Source organism: Agrobacterium sp. CNPSo 2736 (assembly GCF_004005385.1).
GTDB classification, from domain to species: Bacteria; Pseudomonadota; Alphaproteobacteria; order Rhizobiales; family Rhizobiaceae; genus Agrobacterium; species Agrobacterium leguminum.
The window spans coordinates 1-23,046 of the sequence record NZ_RZTX01000028.1 but is presented as its reverse complement, the minus strand read 5'-3'; the positions used below and the strand labels follow the sequence as shown (position 1 = coordinate 23,046).

Annotated in this window: 24 protein-coding genes and 3 pseudogenes; 20 read left to right on the top strand and 7 right to left on the bottom strand. The window is 56.3% G+C overall.

What is annotated here, in order from left to right; genetic code table 11:
• The 6 genes and pseudogenes from EM858_RS27270 to EM858_RS25950 all read left to right on the top strand — a co-directional run.
• The coding region (locus EM858_RS27270; RefSeq protein WP_164865572.1) for a hypothetical protein at positions 1–181 on the top strand (181 nt) is incomplete at its 5' end.
• 679 nt (positions 182–860) lie between these two features.
• Complete coding sequence (locus EM858_RS25970) at positions 861–1,088, top strand: hypothetical protein (RefSeq protein ID WP_045534684.1); 228 nt, start codon at positions 861–863, stop codon at positions 1,086–1,088.
• A gap of 290 nt (positions 1,089–1,378) precedes the next feature.
• Entirely contained in the window at positions 1,379–1,588 is a 210-nt protein-coding gene (locus EM858_RS25965; RefSeq protein ID WP_003519970.1) for a cold-shock protein, read from the top strand.
• A gap of 127 nt (positions 1,589–1,715) precedes the next feature.
• Positions 1,716–1,943, top strand: coding sequence for a hypothetical protein (locus EM858_RS25960; protein WP_034499643.1), 228 nt, complete (start codon positions 1,716–1,718; stop codon positions 1,941–1,943).
• Between the two features lie 192 nt (positions 1,944–2,135).
• The gene (locus EM858_RS25955; protein WP_003519968.1) at positions 2,136–2,411 is read left to right on the top strand and encodes a hypothetical protein; all 276 of its coding nucleotides are present in this window, start codon (positions 2,136–2,138) and stop codon (positions 2,409–2,411) included.
• Positions 2,412–2,555: 144 nt separating this feature from the next.
• A pseudogene (locus EM858_RS25950) lies at positions 2,556–3,109 on the top strand (hypothetical protein); the annotation flags it as partial.
• 497 nt (positions 3,110–3,606) lie between these two features.
• On the opposite strand, the gene EM858_RS25940 reads toward EM858_RS25950, so the two are convergent.
• Positions 3,607–3,894, bottom strand: coding sequence for a hypothetical protein (locus tag EM858_RS25940; RefSeq protein WP_127758447.1), 288 nt, complete (start codon positions 3,892–3,894; stop codon positions 3,607–3,609).
• Positions 3,895–4,197: 303 nt separating this feature from the next.
• On the opposite strand from EM858_RS25940, the gene EM858_RS25935 reads away from it, so the two are divergent.
• From EM858_RS25935 to EM858_RS27505, 4 genes and pseudogenes are all read left to right on the top strand, one after another.
• Positions 4,198–4,539 carry a hypothetical protein gene (locus tag EM858_RS25935; RefSeq protein WP_003519959.1) on the top strand — a complete coding sequence of 114 codons (342 nt, stop codon included), beginning with the start codon at positions 4,198–4,200 and terminating at the stop codon, positions 4,537–4,539.
• A gap of 147 nt (positions 4,540–4,686) precedes the next feature.
• Positions 4,687–4,968 (top strand): hypothetical protein, encoded by a 282-nt coding sequence (locus tag EM858_RS25930; protein WP_127758446.1) that lies wholly within the window; start codon positions 4,687–4,689, stop codon positions 4,966–4,968.
• A gap of 146 nt (positions 4,969–5,114) precedes the next feature.
• Positions 5,115–5,480: a hypothetical protein gene (locus tag EM858_RS25925; protein WP_127758445.1), complete on the top strand. Its 366-nt coding sequence runs from the start codon at positions 5,115–5,117 to the stop codon at positions 5,478–5,480.
• A 102-nt stretch (positions 5,481–5,582) separates the two neighbouring features.
• A pseudogene (locus EM858_RS27505) lies at positions 5,583–5,852 on the top strand (IS110 family transposase); the annotation flags it as partial.
• A 394-nt stretch (positions 5,853–6,246) separates the two neighbouring features.
• Here the strand turns inward: EM858_RS27505 and EM858_RS25915 are convergent.
• The gene (locus EM858_RS25915) at positions 6,247–8,604 is read right to left on the bottom strand and encodes a hypothetical protein (RefSeq protein ID WP_205649566.1); all 2,358 of its coding nucleotides are present in this window, start codon (positions 8,602–8,604) and stop codon (positions 6,247–6,249) included.
• A 207-nt stretch (positions 8,605–8,811) separates the two neighbouring features.
• Here EM858_RS25915 and EM858_RS25910 point away from each other — a divergent pair, with 207 nt between their 5' ends.
• Positions 8,812–9,918, top strand: coding sequence for a Fic family protein (locus EM858_RS25910; protein ID WP_127758443.1), 1,107 nt, complete (start codon positions 8,812–8,814; stop codon positions 9,916–9,918).
• 119 nt (positions 9,919–10,037) lie between these two features.
• On the opposite strand, the gene EM858_RS25905 is transcribed toward EM858_RS25910, so the two are convergent.
• Genes EM858_RS25905 through EM858_RS25895 form a run of 3 tightly spaced genes read right to left on the bottom strand, consistent with a single transcriptional unit; the run spans position 10,038 to position 13,143 of the window.
• A complete protein-coding gene (locus EM858_RS25905; protein WP_127758442.1) occupies positions 10,038–10,916 on the bottom strand; it encodes an HlyD family secretion protein in 879 nt (292 codons plus the stop codon).
• Positions 10,913–11,122 (bottom strand): DUF1656 domain-containing protein, encoded by a 210-nt coding sequence (locus EM858_RS25900; protein WP_127758441.1) that lies wholly within the window; start codon positions 11,120–11,122, stop codon positions 10,913–10,915. The genes EM858_RS25905 and EM858_RS25900 overlap by 4 nt, the downstream gene beginning before the upstream one ends.
• Positions 11,119–13,143: an FUSC family protein gene (locus tag EM858_RS25895; RefSeq protein ID WP_127758440.1), complete on the bottom strand. Its 2,025-nt coding sequence runs from the start codon at positions 13,141–13,143 to the stop codon at positions 11,119–11,121. The genes EM858_RS25900 and EM858_RS25895 overlap by 4 nt, the downstream gene beginning before the upstream one ends.
• 432 nt (positions 13,144–13,575) lie before the next feature.
• Between EM858_RS25895 and EM858_RS25890 the strand changes: the two genes are divergently transcribed.
• The 9 genes from EM858_RS25890 (at position 13,576) to EM858_RS25850 (ending at position 21,841) form a co-directional block, all read left to right on the top strand.
• Positions 13,576–14,382 (top strand): helix-turn-helix transcriptional regulator, encoded by an 807-nt coding sequence (locus EM858_RS25890; RefSeq protein WP_127758439.1) that lies wholly within the window; start codon positions 13,576–13,578, stop codon positions 14,380–14,382.
• 39 nt (positions 14,383–14,421) lie between these two features.
• Entirely contained in the window at positions 14,422–14,796 is a 375-nt protein-coding gene (locus tag EM858_RS25885) for a VOC family protein (protein ID WP_127758438.1), read from the top strand.
• A gap of 442 nt (positions 14,797–15,238) precedes the next feature.
• Positions 15,239–15,886, top strand: coding sequence for an aldehyde dehydrogenase iron-sulfur subunit PaoA (gene paoA / locus EM858_RS25880; protein ID WP_080858371.1), 648 nt, complete (start codon positions 15,239–15,241; stop codon positions 15,884–15,886).
• Positions 15,883–16,833: a xanthine dehydrogenase family protein subunit M gene (locus tag EM858_RS25875; RefSeq protein ID WP_127758437.1), complete on the top strand. Its 951-nt coding sequence runs from the start codon at positions 15,883–15,885 to the stop codon at positions 16,831–16,833. The genes paoA and EM858_RS25875 overlap by 4 nt, the downstream gene beginning before the upstream one ends.
• Positions 16,834–16,838: 5 nt before the next feature.
• A complete protein-coding gene (gene paoC / locus EM858_RS25870) occupies positions 16,839–19,043 on the top strand; it encodes an aldehyde oxidoreductase molybdenum-binding subunit PaoC (protein WP_127758436.1) in 2,205 nt (734 codons plus the stop codon).
• A gap of 50 nt (positions 19,044–19,093) precedes the next feature.
• Positions 19,094–20,014, top strand: coding sequence for an XdhC family protein (locus EM858_RS25865; RefSeq protein ID WP_244557384.1), 921 nt, complete (start codon positions 19,094–19,096; stop codon positions 20,012–20,014).
• Positions 20,007–20,648 carry a nucleotidyltransferase family protein gene (locus tag EM858_RS25860; RefSeq protein ID WP_080821261.1) on the top strand — a complete coding sequence of 214 codons (642 nt, stop codon included), beginning with the start codon at positions 20,007–20,009 and terminating at the stop codon, positions 20,646–20,648. The genes EM858_RS25865 and EM858_RS25860 overlap by 8 nt, the downstream gene beginning before the upstream one ends.
• Before the next feature lie 342 nt (positions 20,649–20,990).
• The gene (locus tag EM858_RS25855; RefSeq protein WP_127758435.1) at positions 20,991–21,464 is read left to right on the top strand and encodes an Hsp20 family protein; all 474 of its coding nucleotides are present in this window, start codon (positions 20,991–20,993) and stop codon (positions 21,462–21,464) included.
• Between the two features lie 77 nt (positions 21,465–21,541).
• Positions 21,542–21,841: a DUF982 domain-containing protein gene (locus EM858_RS25850; protein WP_078053759.1), complete on the top strand. Its 300-nt coding sequence runs from the start codon at positions 21,542–21,544 to the stop codon at positions 21,839–21,841.
• Positions 21,842–21,877: 36 nt separating this feature from the next.
• Here the strand turns inward: EM858_RS25850 and EM858_RS25845 are convergent.
• Together EM858_RS25845 and EM858_RS25840 are read right to left on the bottom strand one after the other, a co-directional pair.
• Positions 21,878–21,970, bottom strand: a pseudogene (locus EM858_RS25845) (DNA polymerase IV); the annotation flags it as partial.
• A gap of 101 nt (positions 21,971–22,071) precedes the next feature.
• A complete protein-coding gene (locus tag EM858_RS25840; RefSeq protein WP_164865571.1) occupies positions 22,072–22,623 on the bottom strand; it encodes an IS3 family transposase in 552 nt (183 codons plus the stop codon).
• Positions 22,624–23,046 lie beyond the last annotated feature (423 nt).

The following is a 23,046-nucleotide window of genomic DNA, read 5'->3' as shown; positions in this document are numbered from 1 at the left end:
CGAGCTGTTTCACAGCAACCCGATTAAGGACCGCAAAAAGATCGTCGACTCCTGTGAGCGGATCCTGAACGGACTGCAGTTCCACCTCGGCGACTATGATCATGATCTTGGGGTCGCGCAATATGTGCGCGTGCCGGCGACCGTCGCCAGGGCGCAGCGCCACGTCATTCCGGCGCGCTAACAGACGGATGCGTTCCCGTCTTGCGCCGGAGGCGTAGCTTAAAGCGGAGGGCCTTAATTGCGTTTGGATACAGTGGTTTGTTCGGACAAGCCCGGCACACCGGTTCATATCCTTTCAAGGCGAAGACGCTCGCAAGGCATCTTGCTCGAGCTAACTGTGGTTCATTCGCAACGACGGCATTGCGCCTTCGAAGCAGTCGTTGTTCGTTATCCACGGATAAAGCTGCTTTGCCCCTTCATTCCGGACGTAAGCTAGCAATTACACGCTCCCTAAAGCAGTCTTTTCGCTTATCAGGCCTTCAACGATCGTTAAGGGATGGGAAATTGACTGGCAGATTTCGGGCGACGGCGGCGGGAAAGCTGCATCCCACCGGGCCAGCGAGCTTTGGGCGGCAGTGCACTTTACGTCGCCACTCCTTCATTCCTGCCGCTCCTCAGAAGTGAACATCGCGTGTATCGATGGAGGGTCAAATTAGCCCTCGTTCTTTGATATTAACGGTTTTACAGAACGCAAATATCTGTACGGGTAGGCTTCGAAGCTACCCCGCCCCAAATGACCTTAATTGAAGGATTGCTAAACAGACGAGCGGGCCTCATCATCGTGACCTCGGCAGCAATTGCAACGGGCGCTGCCGCCGGGGGCTTTAATGCCCGCGCCCGCAATCTGAAAGGAGGACACCATGTCTTCCAGCGTTCACGCCGTCGATTTCGATCCCGGCAGCAATCGTATTCTCAACCAGATGCTTCATAAGGCCGGATATGTAACGGCGAGGATGAAACCGCTGTCAGGAGCGCTTTCAAGTCAATCGCGCACTGTGTTGCTCCGGTTCATGTCCGGAGTCATTCGCCAGCGAGACGATGGTTTTCCGTCGGGACCGGAGTCCATTTCTGCTTTCGGACGACCGTGATTCCATAGGTGAACCTCGTGTCGGGTTACGCTCCTCCGTTTCCGCAGGCTAGGCTGTGAAACGGCTTAGGAAACTACAACTAAATGCTGAGAATATTGGCGAGAAAAAAACTAAAAGTTGACAATCGCATATGAGCGACCTATATGTTCATTGTCGATATTTGCTTGCTTAGCTTTGGTTATCGCGCGTCTGGCACCGTGCCCTGAACGAGCCTTTTCTCTCAAAAATCGCTATCGCATCTGCAGCGCCGCAGGCGTTGTGGTCCTCTTATTGCTATGAAAGGGTTCATCATGACCACTGGCACAGTTAAATGGTTCAATTCCACGAAGGGCTTTGGCTTCATCCAGCCTGACAATGGCGGCACCGACGCGTTCGTGCATATCTCGGCCGTCGAGCGCGCCGGAATGCGCGAACTCATTGAAGGCCAGAAGATCGGCTACGACCTTGAGCGCGATAACAAGTCGGGCAAGATGTCGGCTTGCAACCTCCAGGCCGCTTAATCATCCCGGTATCTGCTCTCCGTTGACCACGGATGTACTGGCACTGGCGAGAGCATGATACCAGCAAGGTCAGGCAGATTGCCTGACCTTTTTTTGTTGCCACGGCGGCGTTCAATCAGGAAAAGCCATGTCACAGACACACAGCAAATCCCGGCAGAAGGCGGAGATTGCCTTCGCCAATACTCAATCGCAATTCTTCGCGCGTAACAGCGCCGTCGAGGAACTCGATTCCCTCGTTCTGGCCCGCGAGGAAAAGACGAGGCGGCTTCGTGAAGCGCGACTTGCGAAAGAATTGAAGGACCGTGAGGCGACGACAGCCTCTCTTCTCACGAAACGACGGGCCAAGACGGTCTGATCTGCCCAGGAAGAGTGGGGCGCGGACGGATAAAACACGACGAGGCCGCCCGCAAGGCCGAGCACGATCAGCGGTACGCCAATCGCAAGGCAAGGCGGTTATAGCAAATGGTTTGGTCACGTGAGATCATCAATCAGGCTCTGTCCGCAGTTTCTTTCAAACCGTCGCACTCCGCGACCGAAAGGGATACCTATGGCAGACAGTATCGGCGAACTTCAGGCACTCAACACGGCATGGCAGATCGCAATCCAGGAAATCCTGCGGATGGTGATCCGAGACATGTATCATGCGGCCGGAGAGGAAGCCTTTCTGGCGAACATCAAGCGGATCGAAGAGGCCGCCGTCGACAGCATTTATGCAGACCTGCGGCTACGCGGGACGAATGAATGGACGGAAGCGCTTGTCAAGGATAATGCGAGTAACTTTGTAACCACGCTGCTGACATCGTTCACATATGATCGAATCTAGTGGAAGATCGGGCCGTGAGCCGCATCGCTGCTGTTTCGTATGAGCATGTTGATAAGTTCCGCTTTGCGCGCGGCAAGTCGCTGGCGAGCGTCTGCTTTCAGGAACTATATGGGAGGCTCACAGCCCTAATGTCCGGACGGACGCTATGGCGGCAAGATGGAAAACCGCGCGCGTCTGATACTCGAAGTCACGGCCACGTGGTGCAGGAAATCGGCGGCGAGCGCACGGGTGTGCCGGATTTCGCCAGTTTCGCCTACAAATAGTATTTCCTGTAGCGGTCCCAGACGCAATACGAGTATATCATCGATCGACTTGATGTTCTCGGCATCACCTGCATTCACGTCGTTGAAGGCGCGACGGGCCGCCCGCGCGAGGTCGCACCCTTCGAATACGGATCGCTCCGCCGCCGCTTCAGCAGGACATATATCGCCAATAATGGCTGTGACCTCGACCTTGCAACGCCGCATCTGGCCGATGGCAAGGCAGTTCTGATCGCCTTCGGACGCCCGTTCGTCGCCAATCCGAATCTCGTCGAACGACTGCAAAGCGACCCCGGCTGAGATCGGGTCACGCTGTATGGCGGCGGCGCTGCGGGTTATATCGATTATCCCGCTTCATCGGGACTTCCGGCCGTGAGCCATCAGGGGGCGTACTTCGGGGGGGCTCCTGCGATATCGATCATCATCAATCTCCGATAATTCCCAAGGCTGCGTAGCCGGATGCCGCGCCATATCAAAAAATCTCTGGCCACCGTCGCCTCAAAGGACACCTGTCCGAACCCATGATCCATAGCACAGAGTGAAAACAGAGAGCATCAAGTTTTGTGATGGGGTTGATGAAATCAGGGGCGGAGTCCGCAGGCTATCTTTCGTCGGGGAAAAATCTTATGAGCTGTGTCTTCCTAAGACTATCTCGACTCGCTGTATCAGAGGAGATGCAATATTCAATATGTGCGCGTAAATCCGCCGGCACTTCTGGTCCGCCGGCTTTCAAGAGCTTGTCGCCCATCGCGAGAAGAGTCGCCAGTTCTACACCGCATCGGGACGCAGACATAACTACTCCTCCGGCCGGACCGGATCGTATTTCTTCAAGGTCTTTGCTGGCGGTATAAAGCGTCAACAAATACCAGATCAGAAAGAAAGCGGACCAAAGCATCACGCTTCCAAGAACATATGCGCGCACAGGTGTTTCCCCGCTATCTGCCGAACCCCGGAAGACCTTGGATTGCATACCTCGGGAGTGGTCTGCGGGAGGGCACACGTTCCCGTTTCTGTACCCCGAACAGGAACAGCATTTCTCCTTTGAGTTTGGAAGGGTCGGTCATTCCACCCTGAAAAAGATCGATTATCTTGCGAGTGGCCTTGTTGAATGACCGGTCGTCATCCGAGCGCGTGTCGATTTCAAAGCCGGCATCTGACAACAGGGACAGCAACATATTCAGATCGTGAGACGAAATCGGGCCGTATTCTTGTGTGGAAGACATCGTGTCCTCCTTTCGTTGGGGCCAAGGGATTTCACCTTGAAGCGGTAACGCCCTTTAAAAAAGCTACCGAAGGAACGAGCCTGCGCGTTTTGAGGTTCATTAGCAAGGGAATTCCAATGTGCTAGAACGCAGCCGCCGCTCAATAATGACCAGCGAATGGCTGGTGAACTTCGCTGGAGCTTTCCAAAACCGTATTCGCTTGCGTCTTAAGCTATTCAGGCGCACTGTAAGGCGTCGGTAGCGATGTCACGGGCACTACTGGTTGAGGGTCGGTTACCCTAGCCCCAACGAGAGGAGGACATTATGTCTTCCCACCCCAGTTTTGCAGCCATCTCCCCCAAAGAGATGGAGATGATCCAGTCAGTTTTGAAGAGTGCGGGCTATAACGCCACATTGCTGGGCAATGACCAGCGACAATTCAACACGGCCGCGTTTCTTGTAATGAGACTGTTTCTTGCGGGAGAAACATCTGCCGATGCTCTCGCAGCACAATTGAAACGCCGTCTTGGGAATGCGGACTCACTCAATCAATCCTACCAATCACGGCCTGTCCTTGAGACCATCAGAAGTGTCCCGCGCAACACGATATACGTCCTCAGCTTTTTCAGGAAGGCAAGTGGTCGATCAATTGGGGCTAATGAATAGCCCTGGAAGAACGAAGCCGGCGCGCTATAGGCAATCTCTTTGTTAATCCTTCTCAGGGGTCGAAATCCACTTAGTGGAGAGCGATGACGGTCAAGGATAAACGTTGTGGCGCGGTGTGAATGACGTGTCAGGAAAGAGTGTAAGGGTATGAAAGAAAGAACGACATACAAAGAAATCACCTTCGCGAATCCGTTCGTATTGGATGGATTAGTAGTACCTTTGGAAGCTGGAACATATCGTCTGGTCGTTGATGAACAGCTTATTGAAGGTCTCAGTTTTCCTTCGTATCAACCCGTCGCAACACACCTTGAGATACCTGCTATCTCCGCCCAATTAGTGAAGCGCCAGTTTTTGCAGGTGTCCGCGGAGGAAATAGAAGTGGCGCTACAAAAAGATACCGAATTGCAATGCGACGAGTCAGACCAGTGATCAACGTTTCACAAGTTGGCCGGCGAGTGCGCTGGTCAGTTATAGGCAAGCGGTAATACAACGCCACTTGCGCTGCTTAGTTTTCTCCAGCAGAAATCTATCTCTGGCGTAGCACGGGCGAGCGCAGAACGAGTAAGGATATTCCTGTGTTACGCGCCTTCAGAGGCAAGAAGCTGATAGTGGTAGAGCGGCGTCCGTCGTTGACGGCGGCGTGCCATGCGCAACTTACTGCCGCCGGAGCCACCGTTGCGGGCCCTGTTTCTTCTGTCGAGCAAGTCTTGAACCTGTTGGAAGCAGGCGATGTCGACGGAGCAATTATTGACGTCAAAGTTGACGTAGAAATGATGTTACGCTTAGCCATGCTACTGGAATCAATGGCGACGCCATTCGTTTTCGCATCTTTCATCGATGTGAACTCGGAAGGCTACGCTTTTAGCGGTGAAAGGACGCATCTCCGCAAGATAGCTGACGTTCTTTTTGGTTCGCCTGGACCGGCGTCAACCCTCCATTAACGTGGTCCCGTTGAATAGATGGTGTGGTTGATGGTCTACCCACCCCGCATGTTCTTGTCAAAGGATGGCCGGATTAAACCCAACGGGTGAAAGGACGGCGGCATGACATCCAACACTATGAGTGGGATCGATTTCGCGAAGAACGTTTTCCAAGATTGATGGAGCTTCGCTTTCCGGAGAGGTCAAGTTTCGGCGGAAGCTATCCCGGCAGCATTTCCTAGATTTGTAGCCGGGCAGGGCGTTTCGATAGTCGTAATGGAGGCTTGCGGGATGGCTCATTACTGGTCACGCGAACTGACGAAACTCGGCCACGAAGTACGGCTGACAACACCACAGTATGTGTGTCCATTCGTAAAGCGCGAGAAGAACGATCCTGTGGATCGCACTATGACCTCTATGACAAACCGGAGCCGGTCGAAAAAGCGTTGGCGAAACTGATCCCTTTCTACACGGAAAACCTCTGAGCATGGCTAAACGGCCGCCATGTTACAATGGCGGCCCCTCTGCATGCGCAAACGAGCGGCATCAGACGTCTGTTTGGAGGTCTGGTAACTGAACGACAGCTATCCGATAAATGCGTCCACCACCGGACAGTCCGCTCCCGGCCCCAGACCGGCCACTCCGGAAAGTAAGTGTTGCCCGGATCGGGAAGGTGCCGCCAACAAAACCCAGGGGTCGGCGGTTCGACTCCCTTCAAGAGCGAAACGAAGAGGTCGGCTCGGACGGAGACTGTCATCACTATCCGAGCCGAGTATCTCATTTGATCTTACGCAGCTTCCCAAACCTGGTTGAGGATTTTGGCAGCCAGGGCCGCCTTGTCTTGCGGCAAGAAGCGACCGTAGTGCTGCTGCACGACATCTGGCGTATCTTGAATGGCATAGCTTGCCTGCTCGTAGGATCCGGTCTGTTTCAGAATATGCGTCGCAAGAATATCCCGCAGGTTATGCGGTCCATGCGGCAGGAGGCCCTTGATCGCACCCCGCCCGGTATAGGGATTATAGATGCCGTAACGTTGGATGACAGTCCGCCAAGCCTCGTAGAATGTGGTCGAATTGTAAGCAGCATCAATGCTGGTCGTTTTCACCGTCTTGACGAATAGCGTTTGGGGATCTTTCGCACCGCCGAGCAGAACTCCACGATGCCTGTCGATATACGCGTCGAGGTATTTGTAGAGATCAAGAAGGTCCGGCAGTATCAGCCGAAACGGTTTCTGTCCGAAGAAGGAGGAGCCAGAGTTTTTGAAGGCGACCGATGGGATAAGAACCTCCCACCCATTGTCGCGGTCGCTCCAGCGCAACTCTCCGCACTTCATGTCTTCAAGTCGGCGTTCTGAGGTCGGATAATGTCCGCGCGGGCAGACGCGTAACTGGCGAAGGTTCTTTTGCCGCAGCCCAAGGTGCAGGCCAAGCCGAAGCAGCAGGAATGATCTGACGGCTTCGGCCGCCGGCCGGGGATATCTGTTCTCATCCGGCATACGTCTCACGATCTCGTCCGTGATCTTGCGATATTCCGCCAACGGACTCTCTGCCTCCAGGACGCACATGATCGGCTCGAAAGGATCGCGATGGACGCGCATGACTCGCTGGATCTCCTTGGAACGGTTAGCGGCATGTCGATGAAATGCGTCGCACGCACCGTGCCAGTTACGGGCCGCGAATTCAATTTCCTCCCGCTCAATCAAGCCTGTAATCGGTCTGACGTTCTGAAGTAGCTCCGGGTGCTGCCGTATCCAACCGACGTCCGCGCGAGTAAGAGCCTGGGCGACCATCAGCATGTCTTCTTCCCATTTTGTATAGAAACCGCGCCGCTGTTCCCGCCACTGCAGATACCAGTCCCAAACACCGGGGAAGACGAGAAGGCCAAAGCTCAACTGGCTAAGCGGTACGCCGAAACCTCTTACTGCGCCATTCGGTGAGGAAGCTAGTGCGCCGAACATCAACCCGAGATGTTCTATCTTCTGAGAGGCCGTTTCCTCCCCCCAGACGCCATTCCGTTGAAAGCCAATGGCAGTCAGGGTCGAGGTTTTGAAACGGATAAGGTCTGCCATTTCCATTGCAAGCCTTGGCGGCGCGTCGATAACCCCGGACAGCAAATCCGGATCATCGTTTTCTACCATTGGAATCTGATTGGCGCTGACGGCGGGTGCAAAGGACCGGGGTGTTATAGAACTTCCGCCATAGGTGACACCGGGAAAGCGGATGGCATAACGTTGCTTGCTGGCCGCTGCCTGATATCGGCGATACTCTGTCGATCCGGAAATGATCACCCGGCGCACCCAATCGAGAATCTCTTCGCGCTTGGTAAAGGGCAGGCTGCTGAAGTCATCTGGCAGATGCACTGAAATCCTGCGCCGCTCAGCCGGGCTGATATCGCCGAGATCATGACCATAAAGCGAGCGCGCCTGGTGCGGTAGCTTGTCCTTGAAATATCCTTCCTGCAACCGATAGCGCCGCTCGATGCGGCGCAGGATATTAAAGCTGGCGACGGAGCGGGGCACGCGCTCCCCCTGCATCCAGGATAGCAGCGTCTTGTTATCGAATGTCTCATCCAGATGAACAACGGCGCGGTGGAGCTGCCAATAAGTGTCGCCGAACCGACGCATATGATATATCAATGCTTCCTGAAAGCTCGCCGGATCTTCTGTCGCTTCAAAGAGTGCTTCTGGGAAAGGGCTTATCGGTTTTAGTGCAGGCCCGCGCTGTGACGACGCAGACCGGGTAAAGGCACCGTCGGTCGCCGCGCATTGCGGCTTTCTGGTCGAGGATGCGGGAGCTGCCTTCTTGGCGGGGGCCATTTTGCCCGAGGTAACTGTCGGCTTTGGCGGTCGTCGTTCCTCGGCCGCTGGTGGTGCGCCCAGCCAGCGGATGATTGCATCCAAGCCCGGCTGGAGCTGCTTTTTCAGTTCTGCCGTCAGCTCGGCTTCGATCCCACAGGCCTGACTCATCATCGTCCAGTCGATACGGCCATTCAGAAGCGGAGGAGATTTCCGGTAGATGATCAAACTGGCTAGATAAGGCCGTATATTCTCCAACACCCGCCTGGATGCGATTGGAGCGATGCGAAGCTCGCAGAATTTTGAAATTTTTCGCTGAAAATGTCGTGATGAAAGGTCGTGTTTGGTCATGCTCATTCCGTTTCTCTCGGCACCAGTGCCGAGGGCGAGCGGGAATAGGGGGCGCTCGTTAACAAAATATGTTTAGGGCAAGAGGTTATCTGTCGATCGCTACGTCTTGAATGGAGAGCCGCAGCTTGTGGTGCTGAGCGATAGATGGACTTGCAATAGCTCATTTCTGGCAATAATTATGAGTTATAGAGAGGGGTGCTATAACTCATGAAATGGAACTGGCAAAGCACGGATTGGCCAAACTTCAGATACGACACCGCAAGCCTGGTAACGTTGGAGCAGAAATTCCTGCAGTCCGCGGGCGAGGTTATCGGTGCTGTTCGACATTTCAACGAGGACGACAGCAACCAACTTCGCATTGAGTTGCTGAGCGACGAAGCGGTCAAGACCTCAGAGATTGAGGGGGAATTTCTGGATCGCGTGAGTGTCCAGTCGTCACTCCGCCGACAGTTCGGGCTAAACACTGATGACAGACAGATCCGCCCCCAGGAGCGGGGGATCGCCGAGATGATGGCGGATGTCTATCGAAGCTGGCATGGGCCGCTGCGTCATGAGGGACTGTTCAACTGGCATTCAATGCTGATGGCGGGAAACCGATATATTGAAACAGTTGGTGCTTACCGCACGCATGAAGACGCCATGCAGATCGTGTCGGGTCGATTGGACAAGCCCACCATCCACTTCGAGGCTCCCCCGTCTCGCCGGGTTGCCGCTGAGATGGAGACCTTCATCACATGGTTCAATCAATCCGTGCCAGGTGGCCAAACGTCGCTTCAAGCTTTGACGCGCGCCGCAGTAGGCCATCTTTACTTTGAAAGCATACATCCATTTGAGGATGGTAACGGCCGAATTGGGCGCGCGCTTGCTGAGAAATCCCTAGCGCAAAACATAGGGCAGCCAAGCCTCATTTCACTCGCCTTCACAATCGAGAAGCGCCGGAAGGCCTACTACTCCGAGCTTGAGCGGCACCAGCGCACGCTTGATATCACCGACTGGATCATTTTCTTTTCAGAAACCATCCTGGATGCTCAACGGGCGACGCTTGAGCGCATCGATTTCTTCATTCAGAAAGCAAAGTTCTATGATCGTTTTCGAGGCCAGTTGAACGAGCGGCAGGAAAAGGTAGTCGCGCGCATCTTCAAGGAAGGCACGACAGGCTTCAAGGGGGGGCTAAGTGCCGAAAACTACATTTCGATCACAGACACATCCCGCGCTACAGCAACACGCGACCTTCAGCAGCTCGTGGAGATCGGCGCACTGACGCGTACGGGCGAACGTCGGCATACCCGGTACTCGCTGTCATTGCAGAAATAAATTGCTGCCAGTCAATGAATTCCAACAACGTCATTATCTAGGTGAACGGCGTTACGAAAACGCTGGGACGCGCGTGCACCTCGATCTACGCATTCCGATGCAGGGGATGGTTTTACGCCTCAGTTGCCCCTCGGTTCAACAGAGACTGTTGCGGTCCTCCCCGCAATCAGGCTGACCGACTTCGGAACGTCGTCGATCTCAATCCGCACCGGAATCCTCTGGGCCAGACGAACCCATGAAAATGTCGGAGCAACGCTAGCGAGCGAGCCTGCAGAATCGCTTCGCTCGCGATCCTCAATCCCGGCGGCAACACTTGCGACATGGCCGATAATCGGTTGCTGTTCTCCCATGATCTCGATCTTCACGCGATCTCCGACGTGGATCCGCGGGAGTTTCGTTTCTTCAAAGTACCCCGCAACGTAGATTGCGTCACTTTCTATTAGCACCCCGACCGCATTTCCGGCAGAGACATAGGTGCCCCGACGTAAAGGGAAGTTCGTGATTTTGCCTGAGACTGGCGCTTTCACGGTTGTCCGATCAAGGTTCAGCTTCGCCAGATCAAGGGCGACGAGTGCCGATTGGTAAGTGGCGTCTGCCTGGTACCGCAGGCTTTCTGCGTGCTGCCGCTCCTTGAGGCTGGCGGCTTCTTTAGAGGCGAGCAGTTGATATCGTTCGAATTCGATCTTCGCCAGATCCGCTGCGGCCTTACTGCTCCGCGCTTGGGCCTCTGCCTGGCGCAACGAGAGTTCGAAACGGTCTGCTTCGATCCGAAACAGGGGTATCCCTTTTTCGACTTGCGCGTTGTCGGATACCAAAACCTCCGTGACGGGTCCCGACACATCTGGGGCCAGACGAACGATATCTGCCCGGATGTGAGCGTCGCGTGTCCACGGCGCTTCCATGTAGAAAGACCACAGGTGCCAGCTTAGAACCGCTGCGCAGCATACCATGGATAAGGTCAACAGGGCTCTGCCCAAGGTGATGGTGAAATTTGTCATGTCTGCAACCAGTTGAGAACAGCGGAAAGCACGCCAAGGAGGGTGATATAAAGCGCGAGGTTGAACAGCGAGCGATGCCACACCGCTGAATAAAGCCCCAGCCTGCCGAACACCGGTATGAGTATCCGGAGCAGACCGTATGCACACATCGCGAGCGCGGATAACCAAGGCAGGAAGACACCATAGAGGTCGAATTGTCCGGTCACCTGGCATTCCTATTCGATGGAGGCGTTGTCGAAACCGGAGGATCCGTCTCCGGTGAAAGGCACAGACGAAGGGCGACCGCGTGCACCATAAGTTCCGTGTCGGCGTCCGTTACACAGAGGTCCGCGCTCGAAAGAATAAAGGCGTCCAGCATACCAATCGCGCGCTCCATGGTCTCGCCACGCTTGGCGGGCGTAATCCGATACAAGAGCTCCAATGCTGAGAAGATAACTTCGGCCCGGACACAAACAGGTATCGAGGCTTCATCCGAGCGCACCTGCATTGCCGTTATGTGAAGCCCCGCGCGCAGGTCCCTCATCAGGTCGGCATCGGAGGTGTCGGAGGTGGCAGGTAATTTCGCCGCCCTGACCGCAAACATGCCTGCCACGTCGATGACATGATGGCGCGTGACATGCGCGTCGGCATGCTGGCCCGCTGCGATCCCGGCAACATGCGCCTGTGTCACTGAGAAAAGCCTCCTGGCATTCGTCTCTGCTCTCACAGATCGGAAGATGCCGCACACCACGATCGCCCAGACCATCCCAAGAACAGTCGCGGTACCCGAGTTTGCAAACACTATGAAGTCGCTGCTCTGGTGTGCCTGAAGAGTAAGAAGAAGTGGAAAGTTTATACAAAGGCCCATGCCGACGATCGCAAGCGAAGGCACGGCAAGGCAAATCCCTGCAGGTATTAGGAATAGGCCTAGTGCAGCGACAAGCGGCACAAAACCATCGATCAGCGGAAGGATCGCGAAGGCATAGACGGACGCAGCGATGACCGACCCAATGGTGACGTACACGAATTTGCGCATGGCTGGCACCGGATCGTCCATCGTCGCCAGAAGGCAGCAAAGTACGCCTGAAATCTGGGCAAATGTCATGCCATCGGTCCACGCGCTGGCGATCCAGAAGGTGATTGATGTTGTGAGGCAGATCGCAACCGCCAGTGCCGAAAGCAACGCCATGGCGATGTCAGCGTGTTGGGCCGGGATGTTTTCCCGAGACGCGAAGCGACCGACTGCCCTCGCTGCGTTCTCTTCCTTCAAAGCGTCTCGAAGCGACTGGTACTCATGAGATACTTGAGCAATATTCCGCAAGCTTCGCGAAACATTGGCAAGAAGAAGCACTTCCCATGATCGAGGCGCTTCGAAAGAGGCTGGCGCATCGATCCCTAAGAATTCCGGGGAGCTTAACGATGTTGATCCGATTGCCGTAATTATCGACATGGCCTGCTCCGTGCCTGGAGTATCGAGCCTGGCCAATGCCCTTCGCTGATCCTCGAGTTCGCTCAACAACGGAAGAATGGCGACCATGCGGTGCTGCAGTGACCTCACGAGTGAAACGGCAGATCGATATCTCGATCCGTCATATCGAAGGTGGACTGTGAACGACCGCAGGTCCGCCGCTTCTGCCGCCAAGGCGTATCGTTCCGCTCTGTTTCGGGCTTGATCCGCCTTGGCGGTTGCAGTTGCCGCAAGGAGCGCCTGCGCCCTTGCCATCCAAGCATCGATCCGCCCGAGCAGTGTAGTGCCGACATGGACTGGAAAAACAACGTGGCTCACGATCGAGGCACACAGGATCGCAAGTCCGATCTCCTCGACCCGCGCAACGACAGCGTCAAACGTGCTTGCCGGCGCCGTGACAAGTGGCAATCCTGCGAGAAGCACGGTGTATCCGGCCAGCAGGGAAACATAGCTGCGGGGTGTGCGGTCAAGGAGGCTGATGAATGTGCATCCCGACACCCAGAAGATAATCGCTGCGGAAAGCAGTAGGGGTGAGTTCACGAGATTTGGGACCATGATGATGGTCGCGCCGCCCCCGATCAGCGTTCCTAGCAGTCGATAGAAGGATTTTGATGAGATGGCGCCCGAGAGGGGATGAGCAACGATGTAGACGGTTGAAACGGCCCAAAACGGTCGCGGCAGATCGAACCTTATTGCGATATAATAAGCAAGCATTGCCGCAAGGAATGTCTTCAATGAAAAGATCACGTTCCGGGGGGTGACAAAGGTTCGAACGCTCATAAGTCATCCACCGCGGGAGCGTCGACCTGCGTCGCGCCTCTGTCACCCATGGAGGTGGTCAGTCCGTAGAGTTCAGGCGAGACATAGCAAAAAAACGGTGTCGCTAAGCATGCATGCATATAAGCATCAGACAGATCAGCGCTTGCAACGACCGACGGTGTCCGTGATCGGCGGGCAAACCCAGCGTAAACTCTCTCAAGGAAGGCTTTCACGGCCATTTGCGCGATAGCTATGCGGCTGGCCCTGTGCTCCATGCTGTCTGGAGGCATGATGCAATGTTTGGAATCGCACGTCTGAGGCAATCGAATTTCTGTCTGAAAGATATCAGACCAGTATCCAGGCTCATGATGTTGCACTGACATCGTCATTCTCCGAATTATCCGGGATGACTCTATCGACAAAGCCTGTTGATGAATTTAGATATCCTCTCAAATGATGACTAAATTCCCTCATCCGCCCTTATCCCTTTCTGCAGCCCTGGGCGACCACGACCTAGAAAAGTCCGCGGCGCGAGTGCACGCCGTGAGGATCGACGTATCCCAGAACGAACGGGAGGCACCTGAACACCGCCACCAAAAAGGGCAGCTTGTCATGGCCTCACGGGGCGGCGTGACATGTCGCGTTCCAAGCGGGATGTGGATGGTGCCGCCCCATTGCGGCGTCTGGGTTCCCGGCGGCATGCCGCATAGCAACGTGGCAACCGCCAACGCCCGTTTGTTTTTTCTGTTCATCGAGCCGGGCGCCGCCGATCTGCCGGACCGGTGTTGCACACTGTCTCTATCCCCGCTCATCCGGGAACTTATCATTGAGATGGCTAATCAGCCCGCAGCAGTGACCGCAGATTCAGAACTCATGGCAACATTGCTTCTGTCGGCATTGCCTCGGATGCCGATAGAGCATCTTCATCTGCCGCTTACAGATGAGCCCCGGCTTGTGCGGATTGCATCGGAGCTGGCCGACGATCCCGCCGATCGCAGTACGATGGCGCTATGGGCAAGGCGGGTCGGGATGAGTGAGAATTCGCTCGCACGTCTCGTCCAGCACCAGACCGGCCTCACATTCGGTCGTTGGCGACAGCAGCTACAATTGATCGTCGCAATCCGCAGTCTTGCGGCCGGGTCGACAGTTCAGCAGGTTTCGGGCGACCTTGGATATGAATCCGTGTCTGCATTTATCACCATGTTCAAGAAAGCGCTTGGCACATCGCCAGCCAGATATTTAGGTAACTTCGAGCGATAGCATTGTGAAATTCAGCTATCACCTGCGAGGAGATAAAGCATGTTCACCCACGTCATGATCGGCAGTAATGACCTGGAACGATCCAGAAAATTCTACGATGCAACCTTTCTTGCCCTGGGGGGTAAGCCGGGCGAGATGGATGCGAGAGGCCGACTGATCTACGCGCATGAAGGAGGGCGGTTGATGATAACGAAACCGATTGACGGGGAGCCGGCAACCGCTGCCAACGGTGGAACGATCGGTATTGCAGCGACGACCCCCGACCATGTCGTGGCATGGCATGCCGCTGGTGTGGCGCATGGCGGCATGGCAATCGAGAGCCCGCCCACGGAACGTCCGAACGGCGCGTTCGTCGCATATCTTCGCGACCCCGACGGAAACAAACTTTCCGCGCGGACGCATCAGCTGAAATGAGGTCGCTGTGAGTCGCCCCTGGTGATCAAGGACGGGAGGGTGAGCGGGCGTGTAGCGTCGGTCTGGATCGCCTCTAAAAATACGGGATCGGAGGTTTCGCATTCCCAGCTGAGTAATAGAGAGAATACATGCAGTCAGCATGTCGTCGGTATGTCGCTTCCCAAAGCTGATTGATGATTTTGGCGGCCATGCGACTTTGTCTTGCGGCAGGAACCAATCATGGTGCTGCTACGCGACGTCAGGCGTATCTTGAATGGCATAACAACCGACCCGGGATTCACCACAAAGCGCCGCAGGAGGGGACGTAAGTCCCAACCGGTAGCTGATTTAGGCGCCCTGCCGAGAAGATCTATTGGGGAACTCCCACTCCCGATCATCCGTTTATAATGATCCGCGATCTCGCTCCGGTGATACGAGACCTTTGGTTTCTCCAACCGATGAAGTGGAACTGATCATGCCAGGCACCAGTCAATTTGAACTTTCACGCCGGAATTTACTTATCTCTTCTGCCGCCACCGTCGCTGCCACCACTGTCACCAGGGCAACGGCAGCCCAGTCCGCAGGAGAAACCATGAATCACACGTCAAGCGTATCGCTGAAGGTCAACGGGCAAATCCGCGACCTAGAGGTTGATAATCGGACGACCCTTCTCGACGCTCTGCGCGAGCATCTTCACCTGACCGGCACCAAGAAGGGGTGCGATCACGGTCAGTGTGGGGCGTGCACGGTGATGGTCGGTGGACGCCGCATCAACTCGTGCCTTTCGCTGGCCGTGATGCACGACGGCGACGAAGTGACGACTATTGAGGGTCTCGGACAACCCGGCAATCTGCACGCGATGCAGGCTGCGTTCGTCAAGTATGACGGCTTCCAGTGTGGCTACTGTACGCCAGGGCAAATCTGTTCCTCCGTGGCGGTGCTCGAGGAGATCAGGGCGAACATCCCGAGCCACGTCACCGGAGATCTCAATGCGCAGACCTCGATCAGCGAAGCGGAAATTCGCGAGCGGATGAGCGGCAACATCTGTCGTTGCGGCGCCTATTCCAACATCGTTGAGGCCATCGTCGAAGTCGCGGGGACAAAAGCATGAAAGCCTTCACCTACGAAAAGGCCCCATCTATTGAGGCTGCAACCAAGGCGGCCGCCTCGAACTCCGAGGCAAAGTTTATTGCCGGTGGCACCAATCTTCTCGACCTGATGAAGCTCGAGATCGAGAGGCCGTCACATCTGATCGACGTGAATGGTCTCGGGCTCGACACGATAGAAAAGACGTCTGAGGGTGGACTGCGCATTGGAGCGCTGGTTCGCAACACCGACCTTGCCGCCGACGTAACCGTCAGGCGCGACTATGGGCTCCTGTCACGCGCCTTGCTCGCTGGCGCTTCGGGCCAGCTTCGCAACAAGGCGACGACCGCAGGTAACCTCTTGCAGCGCACACGCTGTCCATATTTCTATGACACCGCACAGCCCTGCAACAAGCGCTCGCCGGGAAGCGGCTGTTCCGCCATCGGCGGCTTCAGTCGCCAGCACGCCGTGGTGGGCGTGAGTGATACCTGTATCGCTACACATCCGAGCGACATGGCGGTCGCCATGCGCGCACTCGACGCGGTCGTCGAGACCGTAAAGCCGGATGGCAGCCGCCGAACAATCCAGATCGCCGACTTCTATCGCTTGCCCGGCGATACGCCCCAGATCGAAACGGTCCTGGAGAAGGGCGAGTTCATTACCGCAGTGGTGCTACCGCCGGCGATCGGAGGAAAGCATATCTATCGCAAGGTCCGCGACCGAGCTTCCTACGCGTTTGCCCTGGTGTCCGTCGGTGCAGTCATTCAGCCGGACGGCACGGGGCGGGTGGCAGTTGGTGGCGTCGCTCACAAGCCGTGGCGCCTCGAAGCTGCGGACGAGGAACTCTCCAAGGGAGCAAAGGTCGCAGCGAAGGCTCTCCTCGCTGACGCTCGTCCTACCGATCAGAACAAGTTCAAGATCGATCTCGTTGAGCGCACACTCGGCGCCGTGATCGCCGAAGCGAGAGGATGATCGCCATGAAGTTTGATACACCAGCAACCACCAATCCGGTCGACCAGCTGAAGATGGTCGGCCAGCCTGTCCACCGCATCGACGGCGAGCTCAAGACGACTGGGCGGGCGATGTACGCCTATGAGTGGCATGATCCGAACATGCCTTACGCCTACGGTTACCCCGTGGGATCGACCATCGCCAGGGGCCGCATCATCTCGATGAATGTCGATGCTGCCAAACGCGGGCCGGGCGTGCTTGCCGTGGTAACGACGCTTGACATCGGCAAACGCGAAAAGGGCAAGTTCAATACCGCGAAACTCTTCGGTGGCGATGAGATCCAGCACTACCACCAGGCAATCGCCGTGATCGTCGCCGAGACGTTTGAACAGGCCCGAGCAGCAGCATGTCTCGTGAAGGTCGATTACACGGAAGAGCAGGGTACGTATGATCTCGCCGAGGCGAGGGATTCGGCGGTCAAGCCGAAAGACGCAGGCGGTGCTCCACCAGATACCGCCGTTGGAGATTTCGAAGGTGCGTTCAAGTCCGCCGAAGTGACGTTGGACGAGACCTACACGACACCGGATCAGTCGCATTCGATGATGGAGCCGCATGCATCCATCGCTGCCTGGGACGGTGATAAGCTGACGGTTTGGACGTCCAGCCAGATGATCGACTGGTGGCGGTCCGACCTCGCAACGACGCTTGGTGTCGACAAGGAAAAAATCCACCTCATGTCGCCGTTCATCGGCGGCGGCTTCGGCGGCAAGCTGTTCCTGCGTGCCGACGCGGTTCTGGCCGCTTTCGGTGCAAAAGCAGCAAAGCGGCCCGTAAAGGTCGCGCTACCGAGGCCGTTCCTCGTCAACAACACGACGCATCGTCCAGCGACGATCCAGCGCATCCGCATTGGTGCGGCTCGCGATGGAAAAATAACCGCAATCGCCCATGAAAGCTGGTCCGGCGACCAACCCGATGGCCAGCTTGAAACGGCTGCCATGCAGACGCGGCTTCTTTATGCGGGCAAGAACCGCATGACGGCGATGCGGCTGGCGACGCTGCACCTTCCCGAGGGCAACGCCATGCGCGCGCCCGGCGAGGCGCCGGGACTGATGGCGCTCGAGATCGCCATCGACGAAATGGCCGAAAAGCTCGGCATTGATCCGGTGCAGTTCCGTATCCTCAACGACACGCAGGTGGATCCGGAGAAGCCAGAGCGCCCGTTTTCGCATCGCGATTTAGTCGGTTGTCTCAAGCTTGGAGCGGAACGTTTCGGCTGGCATGGACGAGCTCGTCCTGGTTCTCGTCGCGAAGGCAACTGGATGATCGGTTTCGGTGTCGCGGCCGCATTCCGCAACAACCTCCTGGTCCCATCGGGCGCACGCGTGCGTCTGGACAGGGAAGGGGTCGTCACCGTCGAGACCGATATGACCGATATCGGAACCGGCAGTTACACGATCATCGCCCAAACCGCTGCGGAAATGATGGGGCTACCGATCGGCAAGGTCGCGGTCCAGCTTGGCGATTCTCGCTTTCCCGTATCCGCAGGCTCTGGCGGACAGTTCGGCGCGAACTGTTCGACCTCTGGCGTCTATGCAGCCTGTGTCAAGCTTCGGGACGCTATTGTCCAGAAACTCGGGTTCAATGAACAGGACGTCGTCTTCGAGGGCGGTCGGGTCCTCTCCGGTTCGCGCTCGGTTTCTCTTGCCGAAGCGGCAGGCACCGAAGGACTGGTGGCCGGGGACAGGGTCGAGTGGGAGAAGCTTTCGGACAGTCATCAGCAGTCGACCTTCGGAGCGCATTTCGTGGAGGTGGGCGTCGATGCGGCTACGGGCGAGAGTCGAATCCGCCGCATGCTTGCGGTATGTGCCGCCGGCCGCATCCTTAATCCGATCACGGCGCGCAGCCAGGTGATTGGTGCGATGACGATGGGTGCTGGTCTGGCGTTGTCGGAGGAACTTGCGGTTGATACCCGTCGGGGGTTCTTCGTCAACCATGACTTGGCTGGCTACGAGGTGCCGGTGCATGCCGACATCCCGCACCAGGACGTCGTGTTTATGGACGAGACCGATCCGATTTCCTCGCCAATGAAGGCGAAGGGCATTGGCGAACTCGGACTATGCGGCGTCTCGGCAGCGATCGCGAACGCGATCCACAATGCGACGGGTATCCGCCTCCGGAACTATCCGATGACCTTGGACAAGCTGATCGGCGGCCTGCCTGATCTTGCGTAACCATGCTCGGTGTCAAGCTGGCTTTGACAGGAATAAGGTCTGTGAACGTGATGATGGATACGAAGGAAATGCCGGTTCTAAGGAGATCATCGACTACCGACGATCCTTTGGACATCCTGGAGTTCGCCATCGCCTCATTTCGGCACGGCGGGGCAGCGCTCGCAACGCTCGTCGAAATCCGGGGAGGTGCCGCCCGCGCTCTTGGTGCACACGTCGCCGTGGCGGCTAATGGTAGCTTCTGCGGTTATGTTTCCGGCGGATGCGTAGAAGCGGCGGTCGCCTCAGAAGCGATCCTGGCTATGGCTGAAGGCCGCGACCGGACCGTGGTCTATGGCGATGGCTCGCCGTTCTTCGATATCGTTCTTCCTTGCGGAGGCGGGATCACGGTTGCCATTCACGTGCTGCGCGACGTCAAGGCGCTGGAAGGTGTTATAAACGAAGTACGACATCGTCGGCCTGTCGCACTGCGGTATTGCCCGAACAGCCAGACAGTTGCCTGCATGGAACCACCTTCACGGGCGCGTTGGATGTGCGGACGGTTCGAGACAGTTTACCGCCCGAGGACCAGAATCGTGGTGTCTGGTCATGGTGCCGAGGCACTGGTGGTCACAAGAATCGCGGAGGCGGCGGGACACGACGTGACAGTCTTGGGCAACGGCGAAACATGCGATGGCCCTTATCCAGCGATCGACCCATTCACCGCCATCGCGCTTCTGCACCACGATCTTGACGCGGAGGAGCCGATCCTGAGACGTGCGCTGCGTTCGAAGGCTTTTTACATTGGCGCGCTTGGAAGCACGCGCACCCATCGGAAGCGTGTGGACTGTCTGCGGCGCGCGGGGTTTTCGAAAGCTGAGATAGACCGCATCAAGGCGCCCATCGGATTGTTCGGGCCGACCAGGGATACGACGTCGCTGGCATTGTCAATCCTTGCCGACGTTGCCGCTTCCAGGCTGACCACATATGCATAAATATGAGGGATGTGACCAGATAGGCGGGCGTCTTACGATTGCCGTGCTCGTCCTTGCCGCAGGGAGATCGACCCGAACCGGTGGCTCGCACAAGCTGTTGGCGACATTCGATGGCATCCCGCTCATTCGGAGATCAGTTTTAGCGGCGTGTGGGTCAGCCTGTGATAACGTGGTCGTAGTGACTGGACATCTGGATGACGAAATCCGTTCTGTGATCGAGGATATTCCGGCACAAGTTGTTCACAATTCGGACTTCGAGTCAGGAATGGCAACCTCGATCATCGTCGGCCTGCGGGAAGCGATCCGCTTTCGGGCCGCCGGGGTTATGATCTGTTTGTCCGACATGCCCGATCTCACGAGTGAGCATCTCGATCTCCTTGCCACCAGGTTTCGACAATGCGATGGAAAACCAATCGTCCGGGCTGTAGCGGGCGGCAAACCTGGTCACCCGATAATTTTTCCTGATAGCACGTATCCGGAGCTAGTGAAGCTGGCTGGAGATGTCGGCGCGCGCGCGGTGGTTCGGCGCCATAGGATGTCGATAGTCGACGTCGAGATCGGACCAGCAGCCAGGATGGACCTCGATACGCTCGAGTCGTTGCGCGAAAGGGGCTGGTTGCCCGCCCAAGGTTGAAAAAGCGGGTGCGTCCAGTTCCTGTAGCGTTGGCTGGGATTCAAAGATTGGGTGGGAGAGAAACGCCACCGGTGTCATTCCGCTCAGGAGTGCGGGTTCATGAGCAAGGGCCATGAGTCCTTGCCTAGCAGAGCATCCAATCTTGCGAAAAAAGAATGCCGGCGGGGATAAGTTTCATTGAGATAGCCTGGAAAGCAGTACAATTTTTTTTGTTGCAAATCTTGAATCCGAAAATCGTCAAAACCAAATCGATTGCCGCCAGCCGCTGAAATAAGGGCTGGTATCGCCGGGAGCGCCGCTTTTGGCATTCCCGTACCATGTTGCTTCAAGGAGGATATGGCTATGGCAACATCTTACGACTTCGCACCGCTGTTCCGCTCGAGCGTCGGCTTCGACCGGGTGTTCCATCTGTTGGAAAATGCTCAGCACGCCCGCTCAATCAGCGACTGGCCGCCTTACGACATCGTCAAGACTGACGACGATACCTACCGGATCTCAATAGCGGTTGCCGGCTTCACCCAGGACGATCTCGATATCACCTTCCAGTCCAACCTGCTGACTGTAACCGGCAAGAAACAGGAGGTATCTGCCGTTGGTTACCTCCATCGCGGGATCGCTGGGCGTCCATTCGAGCACAGGTTCGAACTTGCAGATCACGTCAGGGTGAACGGAGCGGACCTTAGAAACGGCCTCCTGTCGATCGAGCTTGTTCGAGAGATTCCGGAGGCGTTGAAGCCGCGAAAGATATTGATCCAGAGCACGCCTGCGTTGACGTCCGCCGGTCCGGCGCAGATCGAAGCACAGAAGGCCGCTTGATATCCAGACTCGTCCAGTAAGCAAGGGTGCCATTGCGATGGCGCCCATCACCATTCCGGGTTGGGAAGGAGAGACCAATGAAACCCGATATGTTCAGAAAACCTGTCACTATCCTTGTCGGCTTAGGCTTTCCTGTGGAAGTGCGCGGCATAATGGATGCCTACCGGCATCTTGTCGAATGGCCGACCTCGTTCAGAGACACGGCACACTCGATTGCCCTAAAGGCTTCTCAAGCGGCGCTTCGCGGAGAGATCGAAGCGGAGACCGCGCGCGGCCTGTTTGCCGCATTCGCCGCGAAGCATGATCTTCTGGCCCCGGAGTTGCCGGTAATTAGCGCTTCTCTCATGCATGGCGACAGCGGTCCCCATATAAAGTGAGGACCTGCCCACAGCAAGCGGCCTGCCACGAAACTACGGGTTCTCACGCTGCTCGAGCGATGCATAAATCGCATCCATGCCGACATGGATGATCTTGCGGACTGGCGTGTGGGCAACGACATTCGCGATGACAACGCAGTTGCCTTGAGAACGAAGGGTGTTGATTGCCACTGAGAACTGATCGGGCGTTGGAGTGAACCCCTCGGCCTGGACCAGCGAGGCACTTCAAATTAAGCCGCGTGCTGGGCGAGTTGAGTTTCAAATTCTGCAGGCGACCTATAGCCAAGGGCCGAGTGCAGCCGCTTGGCATTGTAGACTTCTTCGATGAAGCTGGGCAATCGCTCGGCGACGTCTGCGAAGGTTTCGTACTCGGCAGGATAAATGCCCTCTATTTTCTGAGTCTTCATAAAGCTCTCTGCCTGCGCATTGTGATAAGGATTGCCAACGGCACTCGTGGATCCCTGTAGGGCTGCCGCATCGAGTGCTCGTCGATAGGTCTCACTTGCGTACTGGCATCCGCGGTCCGTGTGGTGAATGCAGCCAGGCGGAGGCGGAGGCATTCTGTTCTCGATGGCCGAATGTAGTGCGGCCAGCGCCAGCGGCGTATCCGGCCGTGTCGACAGGCCATAGCCGACGACTTTCCGGTTGCAGCCGCCGAGAATGACGGCGAGATAGCAACAGCCGATGGCGGTGCGGATGTATGTGAAGTCGGCCACCCAGACCATACAAGTGTTGGTCGGTAATGGTAGCGCTTTCTTTGTATTGAAAATGACATTTAACAAGTTTAACGACTCGCATGCGGAGTTGGGGACATACCCTCGGCTGATACGATTCCCGTCAGACCGGTCGCCATCTCCGCAAATTCAGAATCGAGTTGGATCCCGCAACCGGGATTTGCCGACTATGTGATATCCGGCCTGAGCCTACCAAAAATTGGTATTTGGTGATGCGTCGTTATCGAGATCACGGTCCACAATCTTGTAATTCCCTTTATGTATTTCAGGGAATTTCCTGGTCTGTGTCCTAATCCAACCGAAACACCGAGTAATGTCATCGGCTTCGAAAACTGGACTTTCCTCGCCAGCGCATTTTAATATTACGATGTACCGCAATCATCGCTCCATTATGAAATACTGAAATAAATAAATACGTGTATAGATTTTATTTGAAATTTCGCAACGAGTGCCTTCGGTGCAGTAAATTTT